The 14,256-nt window shown below is 67.6% G+C and carries 11 protein-coding genes; 3 read left to right on the top strand and 8 right to left on the bottom strand.

The genetic code is table 11. The annotated features are described in order from the left end of the window. Window positions 1-481: 481 nt before the first annotated feature. Window positions 482-1,360: an alpha/beta fold hydrolase gene (locus M8I34_RS11040; protein ID WP_250049289.1), complete on the bottom strand. Its 879-nt coding sequence runs from the start codon at window positions 1,358-1,360 to the stop codon at window positions 482-484. Between the two features lie 200 nt (window positions 1,361-1,560). Here M8I34_RS11040 and M8I34_RS11035 point away from each other — a divergent pair, with 200 nt between their 5' ends. Together M8I34_RS11035 and M8I34_RS11030 are read left to right on the top strand one after the other, a co-directional pair. Further along, window positions 1,561-2,268 (top strand): TetR/AcrR family transcriptional regulator, encoded by a 708-nt coding sequence (locus M8I34_RS11035; RefSeq protein ID WP_250049241.1) that lies wholly within the window; start codon window positions 1,561-1,563, stop codon window positions 2,266-2,268. 1,106 nt (window positions 2,269-3,374) lie between these two features. Next, window positions 3,375-5,342: an AMP-dependent synthetase/ligase gene (locus M8I34_RS11030; RefSeq protein WP_250049240.1), complete on the top strand. Its 1,968-nt coding sequence runs from the start codon at window positions 3,375-3,377 to the stop codon at window positions 5,340-5,342. 735 nt (window positions 5,343-6,077) lie between these two features. Here the strand turns inward: M8I34_RS11030 and M8I34_RS11025 are convergent. The 4 genes from M8I34_RS11025 to M8I34_RS11010 form a co-directional block, all read right to left on the bottom strand. Further along, complete coding sequence (locus M8I34_RS11025) at window positions 6,078-6,215, bottom strand: hypothetical protein (RefSeq protein ID WP_159481560.1); 138 nt, start codon at window positions 6,213-6,215, stop codon at window positions 6,078-6,080. A 114-nt stretch (window positions 6,216-6,329) separates the two neighbouring features. Continuing rightward, window positions 6,330-6,770, bottom strand: a complete 441-nt coding sequence (locus tag M8I34_RS11020) for a hypothetical protein (protein ID WP_250049239.1) — start codon at window positions 6,768-6,770, stop codon at window positions 6,330-6,332. 61 nt (window positions 6,771-6,831) lie between these two features. Then, window positions 6,832-8,631 (bottom strand): alpha/beta hydrolase, encoded by a 1,800-nt coding sequence (locus M8I34_RS11015; protein WP_250049238.1) that lies wholly within the window; start codon window positions 8,629-8,631, stop codon window positions 6,832-6,834. An 8-nt stretch (window positions 8,632-8,639) separates the two neighbouring features. Beyond that, window positions 8,640-9,098 (bottom strand): hypothetical protein, encoded by a 459-nt coding sequence (locus M8I34_RS11010; protein ID WP_250049237.1) that lies wholly within the window; start codon window positions 9,096-9,098, stop codon window positions 8,640-8,642. A gap of 967 nt (window positions 9,099-10,065) precedes the next feature. Between M8I34_RS11010 and M8I34_RS11005 the strand changes: the two genes are divergently transcribed. Next, window positions 10,066-10,434, top strand: coding sequence for a hypothetical protein (locus tag M8I34_RS11005; protein WP_250049236.1), 369 nt, complete (start codon window positions 10,066-10,068; stop codon window positions 10,432-10,434). A gap of 195 nt (window positions 10,435-10,629) precedes the next feature. On the opposite strand, the gene M8I34_RS11000 is transcribed toward M8I34_RS11005, so the two are convergent. The 3 genes from M8I34_RS11000 to mycP all read right to left on the bottom strand — a co-directional run bounded on the left by M8I34_RS11000 (window position 10,630) and on the right by mycP (window position 12,693). Beyond that, a complete protein-coding gene (locus M8I34_RS11000) occupies window positions 10,630-10,926 on the bottom strand; it encodes a WXG100 family type VII secretion target (protein WP_250049235.1) in 297 nt (98 codons plus the stop codon). Window positions 10,927-10,997: 71 nt separating this feature from the next. Further along, window positions 10,998-11,360, bottom strand: coding sequence for a WXG100 family type VII secretion target (locus tag M8I34_RS10995; protein ID WP_037839414.1), 363 nt, complete (start codon window positions 11,358-11,360; stop codon window positions 10,998-11,000). 166 nt (window positions 11,361-11,526) lie between these two features. After that, window positions 11,527-12,693, bottom strand: coding sequence for a type VII secretion-associated serine protease mycosin (gene mycP / locus M8I34_RS10990; RefSeq protein WP_250049234.1), 1,167 nt, complete (start codon window positions 12,691-12,693; stop codon window positions 11,527-11,529). Window positions 12,694-14,256 lie beyond the last annotated feature (1,563 nt).

Raw genomic sequence — 14,256 nt, 5'->3', positions numbered from 1 at the left:
TCGCCCGGGCCCTGTGCGGCACCGGGCATCGCGGCCCTCACGCCGAAGGCGCACCCTCCTGGCAGGTGGCCACACAGGCATGGGCTGCTCATCCCCCGGGGAGGGATGGGCAGCCCACCGGTTTGCCTCAAGTAACCCATCGGAGTGACGGCTTGGCAACGTCCTTGACGGGAGCTCACCCGGATGGCCGTGCCTGCCAGGCGGCCGGGCCGTGCTCCGCCCTCAGTCCCGTCATCAGCCCCGTCACCAGCTCCGTCATCAGTCCCGCCATCAGGCGTCCGTGAGCTTCGCGGCCGGAAGGCTCAAGTGCAGGCTGTGCGCGTGGTTCTCCGGCTCGTCCGTCATGCCGGCGGTGCTCACTGCCGTGCCGCGGAGGTGTGCGTGCGGCAGCTGCGGCGGACGCCGAGACCATCAGCAGCGAGGGCATGGCTGCGGCGCCGGTGCCGGCCATCCGCGGCCTCCCCGGCCCCGGGCTTCGGCCTCAGTCCGCCGCCGCTCCCGTATGGGCCAGGACCGCCGTGGCGAGCGGCTCCAATACGGCGGGCGGCAGCGCATGCCCCATCCCCGGGATCTCGACGACGGATGCGCCGCGGACGCACTGCGCGAGGTGCTGGGGGTGCGGCGGCGGGAAGACCGGTTCGGCGGGCGCGCAGACCACGAGCGTCGGCACCTCGTTCGCGGCGAGGCGGTCCGTGCGGAGCATGCCCTCGTGCTCCGCACGGCCGTGTGCGGTGCCGGTCCGGTGATGCCCCGTGTGCTCGATGACGCGGTGCTCAAAGGCGCGGAAATACTCGGTGTCGAAGGGAAGTTGGTCACCGACGAGTACCCGCCAGTGTTCGATCCGGCGCTCCACCTCGGCCGCCGGACCATGATCCTCGACCGGACGGGCCCATAGCTCCAGGACCTCGGGCGCGATGCCCGGCAGCTCGTCGACCGGCACCGTGCTGCCGTCGGGGCGGGTGTACGGGGTGCTGCTGAGGGCGCTGGTGCCGATGAGAGTGGCGCTGAGCAGTCGGTCGGGGTGGTCGGCGAGCACCATCTGGGCCAGCATGCCGCCCAATGACATGCCGACGACATGCGCCCGGCCGACTCCCAGCCCGTCCAGTACCGCGATCGCGTCCTCGGCGAGGTCGGCGATCCGGTACGGCCGTTCCTCGAAGGGCCAGGTGGAACGGCCGGTGTCGCGGTGGTCGTAACGGATGACCCGGTGGTGCTCGGCAAGCGCGTCGACCAGTGGCTCCGGCCAGCCGACGCCGGTCGCCTGGGCACCCATGATCAGCAGCAAGGGGGCCGCGTCGGCGGCGCCGCGCTGCTCGGTCCACAGGCGGACGCCGGGGGCGGCGTCGATGAACTGCTGCATGGGGCTGTCCTCCAGGGGGAGTGGGTGCGCGGGCATCACGTCCGTGTGCTGCGCTGCGCCGCGTAGCGCAGCACACGCCGCGCTAGCATGACGAGACGTATCGTCTCGTCATGGCGGGAACGTGTCAAGGGAGGGAGGTCTGGAGGCGAAGATCGTAAACTTACTTTGCAGTAAAGGGGCGGGATGGAGGGACATTCAGGGTGGGAGCTGTGAAGAGCAAGCGGGTGCCGCGCGCGGTCCGGGAGCGGCAGATGCTGGACGCCGCGGTGCTGACGTTCGCACGGCGTGGTTATCGGGCGGCCTCGATGGATGAGATCGCCGAGGTGGCCGGGGTCTCGAAGCCGCTGGTCTATCTCTACCTGAATTCGAAGGAAGACCTGTTCAGTACGGTGATCCGGCGGGAGTCGGAGGCGCTGGTGGCGGCCGTGACGGCGGCCGTGGAGCCAGGGGGAACGGCCGACCGGCAGCTGTGGAGCGGCCTGGAGGGCTTCTTCGCGCACACCGCCGAGCATCCGGACGGCTGGGCCGTGCTCCATCAGCAGGCGCGCACGCACGGTGAGCCGTTCGCGCGCCAAGTGGCCGCGATGCGGACGGAAATCGTCGCATTCGTCACGGAGTTGCTCGGTGCGGCCGCAAAGGAGGCGGGCTGCGTCGGCGAACTGGCCGAACGGGAGGTCGCGGGGCTCGCCCATGCCCTGGTCGGCGCGGCCGAGTCACTCGCCGAGTGGGCCAATGCCCGTACGGACGAAGGGGCTTCGGGCCAGCACGAGCATCCGTCGGCGAAGGACACGGCGGCCACGATGATGAACTTCGCCTGGACGGGCCTCGGCCGGCTCACGGGGGGCGAGCGGTGGGCGCCCGGCGGACTCGCCGTCGACCAGGAGGGGCGGTCTGCCGCCAGGGGGTGACGGGGGCGGGTGGGTTGTTGGGCGGCGCCTTGGGGGAATGGGGCGTTGGGGCTTCGGGCCGGCCGGGCGTGGGCTTAGGTGGGGGCGCGCCGGGCGGGCTTTGGGGCTTCGGTGGGCTTCAGTGGGGGCGGTGGGCGCCCGTGGGCTCGGGGTTCGGCTCGCTCGGGCTTGGGGGGCGGGGTCGCTCCGTGCTGCGGCCGCGCCGGGGCTCCGTGTTCGTACTCGGGCTCAGCATCCGGCGGGGGTGGGCTCCCCGTACTCGGCCGGTCGCGTGGGCCGCGGCAGACCGGGACGGTGGGGGAGGAGACGGACGAAGGGGCGGCGAAGGGGCTGACGGCGGGGCGGCCGGGCCCGGAATTGCCGAGATGAAGGGAGTGACGGGCATTGGCCAACTCCCGCTCCTCGCGTAGCTTTACCTCGAAGTAAGGTTACTGTCCGGTCAGAAACTGGGTCGAGGATGTGTTCCACGGATTCCCCCGCCGGGGGCGAGCCCTCCGCCATCGGTCGTTATCGCCGCTCCCGCGCTGCCGTAACTCGCCTGGCGCCAACGGTTGTTCAGGCCTGACGCGCCCGCGTCCGCGTCCGTGTACGTGGGCGCACCCGCGTCCGTGTACGTGGCCGCGGCCGAGTCCCCTTCCGACTGTGACTCCGAGTCCGACGCCGACGCCGAGTCCGACGCCGAGTCCGACGCCGACGCCGACGCCGACGTCACGATGACGGTTGCCGGCAGTGCGACGCCAGAGAGAGGCCGGCACGGGCTTCGTCCGCCGCTGCCCGGTGGGACGGCCCCCGTGCCTTCCCTTGCCCGCCGAGCCCACGCGCGGTGCGGGCGGCCCTCGGCCAGGGAGGGCCCCCGCCTTCAACTCCGGCCCTGCGGACGGCCCTCTACGTCCCCACCGGCCTGCACGAGCACCGCCAACAGCCCGTAAACAGCCGTCAGTAGCCGTCATAGCCGCCAGTAGCCGTCAGCGGCCCGCCGGCGACACCGCATCAGGCCCCCGCATCCGGCACCACCGCACCCGGCCCCCACATCCGCAACCCCGCCCCGCCCCCTCTCCGCCCTCCCTCCCCTCCCCGCACTCCACAGGAGAAACGAGGCCCCGCTCGTGTTCAACCAGGAAAGTGCAGCCACCGGATCACCTACAGGCCCAGCCGACGCCCCCGCCACCTCCCCCTCGCACCCCACTCCCGCCACCGCCCCCGTCCTCGCAGAGCCGGAAAAGACTCTGGCCGGCGGCACGGTCCGCGAGGTCTACGTCCCCCCGCTGGCCCCGCCCGTACACAGTGGCTCGCTCGGCGACATCCCCTTCACCAACGCCATCGAGGCGCCCGCCGAGATCGTCCTGTCCCGCAAGCAGCCCAGCGGCAACTGGCACGACCTCACGGCCGCGGAATTCGCCGTCCAGGTGCGCGCGGTGGCGAAGGGCCTGATCGCGTACGGCCTGCACCCCGGCGAGCGGGTCGCGATCATGGCCCGTACGACCTACGAGTGGACCCTCATCGACTTCGCCGCCTGGGCGGCCGGCCTGGTCACCGTCCCGATCTATCCCACGTCCTCGGCCCGCCAGGTGCAGTGGATCCTGGACGACTCCGGTGCCCGCGCCTGCGTCGTGGAGAACGTCGACGAGACGCGTTTGATCAGTGGTCTGCGCACCCAGCTCTCCGGCCTCGACCACCTCTGGCAGTTCAACACCGGCGCCGTCTCGCAACTCGTCGCCGCGGGACGTGAGGTGCCGGACACCGCAGTGGACGAGCGCCGCGCCGCCACCGGCCCGTATGACCTCGCCACCCTCATCTACACCTCCGGCACCACCGGCCGTCCCAAGGGCTGCGCCCTCACCCACGCCAACTTCTTCGCCGAGGTCGACAACGCCGTCGAACTCCTCCACCCCGTCTTCAAGTCGGTCAGCGAGGAGCCCGCCTCCACCCTCCTCTTCCTGCCCCTCTCGCACGTCTTCGGCCGGATGGTCGCGGTCGGCTGTCTGCGCGCCCGGGTCCGCCTCGGCCACGCCCCCAGCATCCAGACCGACGACCTGCTGGCCGACCTGGCGGGCTTCCGGCCGACCTTCCTCCTCGCCATCCCGTACGTCCTGGAGAAGGTCTACAACACCGGCCGTGCCACCGCGGAGAAGATGGGCCGTGCCTCCTCCTTCGACCGTGCGGCCCGTATCGCCCGCTCCTACGGCGAGGCCATCGAGGCCAAGGAGCACGGGACGGGGGCCGGCCCCGGCGTCGCCCTCAAAGCCGCCCGCAAGTTCTACGACCCGCTCGTCTACCGCCGTATCCGCGCCGCCCTCGGCGGCAAGGTCCGCCACGTACTCTCCGGCGGCTCCCCCCTAGGCCACCGCCTCGCCGCCTTCTACACCGGCGCCGGCATCGAGATCTTCGAGGGCTACGGCCTGACGGAATCCACCGCGGCCGCCACCATCACCCCACCCCTCCGCCCCCGTATCGGCACGGTCGGCTGGCCCCTCCCCGGCAGCGCCGTACGCATCGCCGACGACGGCGAGATCCTGCTCTACGGCGGCCACATCTTCTCCGGTTACTGGGACGCGGCCCTCGGCGCGGCCCGCCCCATCACCGACCAGGGCTGGCTCGCCACCGGTGACCTCGGATCCCTCGACGCCGACGGCTACCTCACGATCACCGGCCGCAAGAAAGAGATCATCGTGACCACGGGCGGCAAGAACGTCGCCCCCGCTCCCCTGGAGGACCGCCTCCGCTCCCACCCCCTCGTCGGCCAGTGCATGGTGATCGGCGACAACCGCCCGTACATCACCGCACTGATCACCCTGGAGCCGGACGGCCTCGCCCACTGGCGCCAGATGCACAAGAAGCAGGACCTCCTGCCCCAGCAGCTGGTCCACGACGAAATCCTGCTCGCCGACATCCAGCGCGCCGTCGACGACGCCAACGAACTGGTCTCCCGCGCCGAATCCATCCGCCGTTTCGCCATCCTCCCGGCGGACTTCAGCGTGGAAACCGGGCATCTCACCCCGTCCCTGAAACTCCGCCGCGCCGCCGTCGCCCGCGACTTCTCCGAAGACATAGCGGGCCTTTACGAAAGCAGGTGACCCCCGCTCTGGAGCCACGGCCCTCGGCGCGTCAAACTGGAACCCCGTGTCACCTCTGTGGGGGAGGTGGCACGGGGTCTGACGTGCGCTGTCGCGGTGGCGTGCCGCGGCGCTGTGACGTGGTCCGTTGCCGCGGTGCTACGTCCCGCCGAATTCGCACCAGACGGCCAGACGGTCAGACGGCCAGACGGTCTTGCGGCTGATCTCTTGATCTCTTGATCTCTGGGCGTACACCCCACCCCGCAGCGAGACGGCCTCCAGCAGCGCCAGGCCCCGCCCCACGCTCGTCGTCGCCGGTCCGTCTCCGAGGTTCTGGGCCGAAACACCGCCCTGCCTCACCGCACCCGCGGCTCTCCCACTGCGGGGGCCGAGCCACAGCCGTCACTGCGGGGCAGGGCCACAGCCGTCACTGCGGGGGCAGGGCGACCGCCGTCTGAATCTCACACGAGTTGCACCAGAACGCCCACCCGTTGGCGTCAACGGACCTCGAGCCGCACGCAAGGCACGGATCGCCCACGAAACTCGCCGGAACCCAAGCCCCCGCGGTCGCCGCGCGGCGGCCGGCGACCGCACACTCATCGGCATAGCAGGGAATGCACAACCCGCCCTGCTGGCCGGGCAGTTTCATCGAACGTATCCCGCAGGTCGCGCACGGCAGCCTGCCGACGTACTGCGCGTCCAGGCCGACCGGCCTGCCGTTCCTGTTGAAGGCCGCCATGCCTGCCTCTGCCTCCTCTACGCCAGGACGGTTCCGGTGCCACCGCACCCGGAACACTGCGTGGTGACCGCATCGCCCATCGGCGTCTCCCACTCCACGGTGCCGCTGCCGCCACAGTCGGGGCAGGGCTTCTGTGGGGGCATGTCCTCGCTCATCTTGCCCAAGATAGGCCGCTCCATGTTGTCATGTGAGCACTTTCCGTGATCACTTCACCATGGGCGCCACCCCGCCCCCACCCCCTCCGCAACCTCGGCGGCAGTGCCCAGAGGCTAATCAGGCTTCTTGGTCTTGAAACAAGCGGATTCGACGGTGACTTCGATCAGCGAGGGCTTGTTTCCGTATTTCCGCTCGTCGTGCAACCTGATGTCGACGGAGAACTCGCCCCCTTCGTGGTTCGCGACGATTTGCGGAGCCTTGGACGGGCTGCCGTCGGGACCGTCTTTGACAATCTTCCAGCCGTGCCTGGGGAGGTCACGCCTGAGCCGGTCCATGGACTTCCGCATGTCGTCGACGGGGACGTCATACACGCTCCAGGGATGAACAGCCCTGTAGACGTTTCCCCCGGAGTGACCCGAACACGGTGTGTCGTAGGGGCCCGGTTCGGTGACCTTGCCCTTCAGGTCGATGAGATCCAGAATCTCACGGGAGCTCTTCTTGGTATCCTCCTTTATCTTTGCGATTCCGCGCACCTTCAGCTTATCGTTGTCCATTTGCGAACATCCCGCCAGTAAAGTGCACGCGAAGATGATGTGCACCGCCATCGAAATTCGTTTATTCATGCTCGACCATATTGTAGTTTCCGGTGGCGACTGCGGCCTGGTTTCGGAGGCTCAGTGAGCCCTCCTTCCAGAATGCGCCGTGATTTTCTGCGTCGCTTTTCATGATGTTGCCGCCGAAACTCGAGTCTGTGGGAATTTTCCAGTTGTCGCCGAGCCCAGCGAATCTGCCCCCAAACGTGACGAAGTTGTCGCTGCCTCCACCTTCCATAGCCCACATGTGCTTGGGGTCGATGCCAAGGTCTGCGGCACGGTCCGCCTGCATGCCGGGGCTGCCTGCCACCATGACGTCATCCGCGGAGATGGGTCTCTCGCCCCAGCCGACCGTCTTGGCCGTGTCACCGATCAGCGTGCTGCCGTAGCTATGGCCCATGACAGTGGTATGGCCCGTACTACCGGAACTGACCTCGTGCGCTGTTCTGTTGCCGTCGAGGAACTCATACAGTCTGGGTGCGCCGCGCTCTGCATATGTGTCGAGTGTGGCTTCATATAGGACGTTGTCGGGAGCGTCGTAGTCGAGCCAGGTAATGGTGGATACGTTCTGGCCGGGCGCGAATCGGCTGCTCTGCTTCCAGAGGTTTTCGCTGCGCTTGAGATCCGAAGGCGTGTCGCCATCATCCTCGCCGATTGTTGAAATATCCGTCTTGGTGCCGGGGACGTATATGGCGGTGTGGTGGGCCGTGTCGGGGTTTCCGTTGGCGAGAATCACTCTGCCATTGCCTTCGCCGTCTGGGGCGAACCCCAGGAGGTATGCCTCGGGCAGACCGTCGTGGCCGGTCCGGTCGAAGCGGTCCTGAATGGCCCGCATCCCCTTCAGCTTCCCCTCCAGGCGCTCCTTTCCGTGGTGCCAGTCCAGCCATTTCTGGCTGTACTTCATGTCGCCGCGGGCCCCGACGTCCTCGAACTCGGGTGGCTCCGATTTGTTGAGCGCAGCCAGCCTCATCTCGTACCGGCCACGGGTTTCTGCGAGGACGGTCCGGTTGGCCTCGTCGCGGGCATCGGCGGGTAGGCCGTTCATCGCTCCGATGCTCGCGGGGTGCATCGACACATAGGCGTCCCGTTCATCGGCGGACAGGTGCTTCCACCACTCCGCGTTGTCCTCCGGGTCGCCGTGCTTGGGCGGGGCTTTGATCGCGTCCAGATAGCGCTCGGCGCCCTCGCGTATGCCACCCGTGTCCTTCTTGGCGTCGACCCAGTCCGCGGCGGATACCGTCAGGTCGTCATCAGCCTTTAGCCTCCGCAGCTTCGGGGCCCACTTCTCGTCGGCCTCCGTGGCTTCTTCCAGGGCCGCGGTGATCCGGTCGGCACACGCCAGAGCCCGTGCGAAATACGGGTTGGGGTGGATGTGGGCGGCCTGCCGGTGCAGTGCTTTGGCCGTCGGATCCGTGACACCGTTCACCGTGCCGCCCGGAGGGGTCTTGCCCTGGTACTTGTCACCCCCTTCCGGGTAGGTGACCGAACCGTTCGTCTCCACGGTCAGCTTTTCGCCCTCGGCGTCCGCGACCGCCGCGTCGAGCTTGCTCTTGGCGGCCTGTAGGTCCGCCGCCAGGGCATTGAGGGCGGTGCTGAGCACGCCGCATTCGACCTGCGTGTAGTGGAAGTCCTTCGCCAGCTCCCGGAGTTGCTTGAGAGCGGCGTCCACGGCACTGCCGGACAGCGATTTCCGCATCTTGACGCTGATCCGCTGCTCAAGAGCGTCCTGGGCGGCGCTTGCCATGTCGCTAACGGCCCGGTATCCGTCGGCGGCCTTTTCGAACTCGGAGGTCTTTAAGTTCTTGAGAGTCGAGTAGTCCATGGCCCGGCTCACTTCTCCCCGCGTCGGCCGCCGACGCCGGGGGTGTCCTCGTACCGGTCGGACAACCTGTCGAACGAGCTCCTGACAGCCTGGTCGTTCTTCTCCAGATGGTCGGAGGCCTTCTCCAACTGCGTCTGGAGGGCACTGCATCGCCCGCTCATGGCATCCAAATAGCGCTTCCAGGAGTGGTACGCCTCCTGCTGTGCCGCCGCGCTCTGCACTCCGCTACCGCCGGCGCCAAGTCCCTGCTGCCCGTCTTCCAGCTTCGTCAGGGCCTTCTTGATGTCCCCGCGTAACCCCTGAACCTCGCGCCCCGCTCCGGACCACGCGGACTTCGTGGATTTCAAGTTGCCCGAGCCGTCGCCCGAACCACCTCGCCAACCGCCCCCGTCTGCGCTCGCGAGCTGCATCCCACCGCCGTCGGCGGCCTTCTGCTTGAGCGCGGCCCATTCTTCGTCCCAAGACACAGCGTCCCCCGTCATCATCGCTGGCTGTACGGCTGGAAATCCTACGGCGATGCGCCATGCCGGACCTGAGTACGGCTACTTATGCGCCACGAGCTCCCGCCGGATGAGCGCCACTGCCACGCCGGCCATCAACTGCCGCTCCTCCTCCGGCCCCAAGGCGTCCCTTGCGTGTGATGCCACCCACTCGTGTCGTGGGGGTTTTCGATGCGGAGGAGGGCTGCCATGCCGACGACGTAGAAGGCCGAAAAGGGTGGTGTTGTTGTCCCCGCACGCCCGCTCCGACAGCGTGCCGATTGAGTACGGATACTCACGTACTGCCCTCAACTCCCCTGCTAGTTTCGCCTCTGTGTGTGATGTCTACGCACACATGGCTTGTCAGGGGGCGGAGTGACGTTCGAAGCGGAGTGGGCTGAGCTCAAACGTGAGAGTTCGGTCCGCATGAGTCTGGCCGGCGCCGGCGGGGCGGGGTGGAATGCGGGCGGTGGTGAGGGCGACCTCCGTTCGTCACGGCAGGTGTGGAACAAAGGAGCCCAGGCGCTTGGCTCGGTGCATGTAAACCTGAAGAGCGCTCTGCGGGAGCTGGAAAGCAAGCAGCATGGGGCAGGGAACGGAAGCAGCGGAGTCGATGGCCTGCGCAGTGCTGCTGCGCACCATTCCGAAGTCGACGGCCAAGGATCCCTCCCACGACTAGCGAGTGAGGGTGAAGTTTCTGACTACAGTCGACGTGCTTCACACCTCGCCGATGAAAAGGTCCATATTCAACAGAGCGTGAGGCTGGGCGCTTTTGCGTGTGAGGGTGGCCTCATGTCCGTCGAGTGGTGAGTACCTCTTCGCAGCCGGTTGAGTACGTTGCCTGATGGCAGGCCATGCTCCGGAGGCGTTGAATTCCGTCATGATGCACGCGACCTCGCCGCCGTCGGAGCCCGCCGCATGCCACCACGTGCCCGAGTTTGCTGGCGGAAGCTGCGTGGTGAACCCAACGGGGCTCCAGGGCCCGGCCGCTCTCCCGTCGGTGCAGAAGTCCCGCGACCGTTGGTGGTGGTGCCCGCCACTGGTCGCTGTGTCCTTCATCGGGGCTCTTTACGTACCCGCCTTCTCCCTCTACGCCTTCGCCACCATGGCCACGGACTCCTGTGGCCCGCACAACTGCCCCGGCAGCGTGACCTTCCCTCTGGAGAACGCGCCCTATCTCTACCTCACCGGCGCGGGTGTGGCCCTGCTCTCCGGTGCATTCCCATGGACGCTTCGCTGGCGCAATCCGCGCATCGTTCTCGCCTCCGCTGCGACCGCACTGGCAACATCAACAGTGCCTTTGCTGCTCACGGTTTTCTTCTGAGGGGGCACCGCCCTGTTCCCCGGCAAGACGTACGGCGGCACTTGGGTGGCCTCCACGCACGCCGTCGCAGCCGCACCCGGTTGACGCTTCCGCGGCTAAGCCTGTGGAAACTTCTCCGTGCCGGCTCTCGAAGAGCAGTCGGGGTGGGCGTACATCCGCTGTACGCCCACCCCGCATCACGTCAACTGCCGGTCGTTACTGGAAGAACCCAGCAGCCCGACGGTCCGTTGCCCGGTAGTCCGCGCTGCCTGAACGGATCTTGGTGGCGACCTCGTGCAGGGTGCTCTGGATGTGGCTCGCGCGGCTGTTCCACTGCCGTTCCGCGGCCTGGAAGGCCTGGTGGGCCTCGCCTTCCCAGGAGTCGGAGACGCGCTTGACCGCGCCCCAGATCTTGTCGAGCTCGGCTTGCAGTTCCTTGGCGGAACGCTCGATGTCGGCGGCGGTCTGCTCTACCGCGCCGTATGTCACCCGAAGGTTCTCGTCGCCGGCCATTTCTCCCCCACTACTGGTGGCTGATTGGTGGATGTCGCTCTACCTGGAAGCCTGCTCCCAGGTAGAGGTGCTCAGTAGTTGCTGATGCCGCTGGCGGAGCCCGTGTTGAGCTGGCCGCCGGACGCACCGCCGTTGACGTCGATGCCGCGGAAGCTGGAGAGCACCTCGGAGTCGTTGGACTGGCTGGTGGTGCCGGTCTGGGCGATGGCGTCGTTGATGCCGTCGAGCATGCGGCGCAGGGCGGCGTGGTCCTCGTTGAGGGCGTTCTGGGCCTGCTTGAAGGCGCTGGCGCCCTGGCCGGTCCACGCCGACTCGACTGCGGAGATGGCGTTGATCAGCGTCCGCAGCTGGGACGACATCGCCTGACTTCCGCTCTGGATCTCGTTCTTGAGCTTTTCGATCTCCGCATAGGTAAGTGCGGTATTCCCTGCCATGATCCACCTTCCCCCTGAGTGGGTTACAGAGCTGAGTGAGCTGAGTGGTAGGTCTTGGTCCTCAGCTCGGATTGTTGGCCGTATCTCGAGAGATGCGGGTTTCTGCGCCGGCTGCTCGGGGCGTGAGCAGCCAGAGTTCTGGTCGTCTTGCTGTCCTGGCCCGCCGTCACGCCTTCCGCCGTCGAGCGATGACCAGGCCGCCCGCTGCCAGGGCCGCGACCGTTGCGGCCAATCCGGCAGTGAGGGGCCAGGTCGGTGAGTCGTCCGGGTGGTCGGCCGGCTTCTGTGCTGAACCGGCCGCAGAGTCGTCTGCCCCCGACTGCGGGGTCTTGGGTGGCGCGGTGGTCTCCCGGGCGGCAAGGAGCGGATTGACATCGGCGGGCCCGGGATCGCCCTCCTTGTCCAGCAGCACCTTCCGGGGGCGGACGATCCCGTAGCCGAGGTACTCGCTCGGGACCTTGCCGTCCTCCGGCTTGCCGGCGGTTTCCATCATGGCGCGCAGGACCTGGTTGTTCGTCCAGGTGGGGTGGGCGGACCAGATCAGGGCGGCGGAGGCGGAGGCGATGGCGGTGGAGTAGCTGGTGCCGTCCGCTGTGCAGCCGAGGAATTTCTTTGTGCAGCGAGTGGGGATGCTGACCCCAGGTGCTGCCAGTGCCACCTGCGGTCCATGGACTGAGAACTTCGTTGCCTTCAAGTACTTGTCCACGGCCCCGACTCCGACAACCCCAGGAAGGCTTGAAGGGTAGACAGGCGCGTTACCTTCGGTGCCATGGTTGCCTGTTCCCGCGAAGATCAAGCTTCCTTTTTTGTTCGCATAGTCAACCGCTGGTTGCAGTTCGTCCTTCGCTGCTTTTCCGGATGGTCCGGCTCGGGAGATATTGATGACCTTCGCACCCTGATCCGCCGCATAGCGGATGGATTTCGCCATGCTGGTGATCCCATTTGAACCTTGGGCTCTGATGGGAAGCAGTTTCGACCCCGGCGCCAGCCCCCAGGTGTTCTGTCCGCCCCGCTTGCCGGCGATGACCACGGCCACGCTGGTCCCGTGGCCCTCACCGTCGTAGTGTGCGCCGCGCCCTTCGCCTGATAAGTCCTTGCCCGCCAGCAATTGTCCGTGCAGCTCGGGTACGGAACCGTCGACACCGCTGTCGATCACGGCGACGGTGACGCCTGCTCCCGTGCTGGTCCGCCACATGCGTTCGGCCTGCATGGCGTCCAGGTACCACTGGTGGGATCTTTTGTCCTCCGCAACGGCGGCCGGTGCGAACGTATCCAGGCACAGCGCAGTGAGGCATAAGACCGCAGCTGCCGGCAGCTGGTTCTTCCACCGCATACGAATCTCCGCACGAGTCAAAATGCGGTGTCCTCCTCTCCGTTGCCGCGACACGCCAGGGTTATCCGATCACTGGGGGCACAACTGCTGGGCTCTGTGCCGACCACATCTCCTCGTCCTCCCGGAGATAGTCCGGCCGTTGAGCGGTGCGTCTCTTGGCTTGCGAGGACGGGGTTCCTGACATGGGGAGCATGCCCCCAGGGGTGTTGCTCCGCGTCAATCCCGATCCGCCAGACGTAAAATCGCCTGCCCCGGCACGTGATGCCGCTGCTGGTCCGCTCGTCCTGCCCGGTGCAGAACTGCGCCCCGTGGCGGACGGCATCCCATCGGCGGCTCCTTCGGTAACGCCTCTTGAGCCGTTCTTGCCCTGCGTGGAGCCGTGCAGTCCGGAGCGCTGCTCGGCTCCTGCCACTGGTCCACCGGATCCTGTGCCCACGGTGCCGCCGGGCTCGTATACCAGACGGCGCCCCGGGACACTGCGCATGTCTTGCCTTACGCCGTTCCCGGAGCCCCCTGGGAGGCCGCCGCCTGTGAGGCCGCGCGCCGGCGACCCGTGTTCCTCGCCCATGACTGCTCCGCGAGCCTTTCCCGCGGTCTCTCCACGTGGAGGAGTAGTGCGCTGCCCAGAATTTCCCGTGCTTCCCTGGGGCGTTCCGCTTCCCGTACCCGGAGGATTTCCTCCGCCGGCGGTCTGCCTGGGTGGGATCACGCCACGGTCCTCCCCGATGACAGACCCTCCCGGCAACCGCGGTCGTCCGGTGGCAGTGCCGCCGCGTCGGCCAGTGGCACCGACGATGCCGTCGTCCGTGGCCCTGATGGGCTGTCCCTGCACCCTGCCCGGGCGGCCGGTTATCCGTTGCGAGCCTCTTGCCGTGCCCTCACTTCTGCCGGGGGCTTTCCATCCCCCTGGGAGGGTTGTGGGGCCTGGCACATTGATACGTGAAGTATCGCCGGAACCTCCGGAATGAGGCGGAGTGGAACCCCCGTGAGGTGGTGCGGTATCGGTTGGGGCGACGGTTGCAGTGGAGTCGACGGATGTACTCACCTGCTGGGCCTGCTGGGCCTGCTGGGCACCGGCAGTCGGCGTGGCAGCCCCTGTGTGTTGCTCATCGGTGGCGCTGTGCGACGAGGGGGTGGTTCCGGTGCCTGGTGCATCCGCATTACCGCTGATCGCGGGACGGTCCAGGACGTAATTTCCATCAACGCCGTCGTCCCAGGGCACAAACCCAGAAGCCGGCTGGAAGTTAGGCGCCTCCTGCCCCGCGATCTTCTGCTGGGCCGTTCGGTAGTAAGACGCCAGCCGGTTCATTTCGGCCAGGGCGTCTTCTCTGGCCGGGTCTTTGGTGAGGGCGGTGACGCCGTTCGCCTTTCCGGGGGCCGTTTCTACGAAATTCCTCAGCGCGGGCGGCTTGGGCATCAGCTTGGCCTGGCCCAGTGCGCTTGCGGCCTCGACCATTGCTTCGCCTGTGCTTCTGGCGTAGTGGCCCAGCTTGTGGCTTTCGGCGGCGGTTGTTTTGGTCCAGTCGTCGAAAGCCTGGGCGCCGTCGCCCTGCCAGTGGACCT

The sequence above is a fragment of the Streptomyces sp. MCA2 genome, from assembly GCF_023544705.1.
Classification (GTDB): Bacteria; Actinomycetota; Actinomycetes; order Streptomycetales; family Streptomycetaceae; genus Streptomyces; species Streptomyces decoyicus.
Note: the sequence above shows the minus strand (reverse complement) of the source record. Positions and strands in the feature narration are given on the sequence as shown.

Bases quoted from the DNA above. Each gene is read 5' to 3' on its own strand.
- M8I34_RS10995 (WP_037839414.1), bottom strand. From the start codon at position 11,360: ATGGCAGGGAATACCGCACTTACCTATGCGGAGATCGAAAAGCTCAAG.
- M8I34_RS11000 (WP_250049235.1), bottom strand. From the start codon at position 10,926: ATGGCCGGCGACGAGAACCTTCGGGTGACATACGGCGCGGTAGAGCAG.
- M8I34_RS11015 (WP_250049238.1), bottom strand. From the start codon at position 8,631: ATGGACTACTCGACTCTCAAGAACTTAAAGACCTCCGAGTTCGAAAAG.
- M8I34_RS11025 (WP_159481560.1), bottom strand. From the start codon at position 6,215: ATGAGCGAGGACATGCCCCCACAGAAGCCCTGCCCCGACTGTGGCGGC.
- mycP (WP_250049234.1), bottom strand. From the start codon at position 12,693: ATGCGGTGGAAGAACCAGCTGCCGGCAGCTGCGGTCTTATGCCTCACT.
- M8I34_RS11020 (WP_250049239.1), bottom strand. From the start codon at position 6,770: ATGGACAACGATAAGCTGAAGGTGCGCGGAATCGCAAAGATAAAGGAG.
- M8I34_RS11040 (WP_250049289.1), bottom strand. From the start codon at position 1,360: ATGCAGCAGTTCATCGACGCCGCCCCCGGCGTCCGCCTGTGGACCGAG.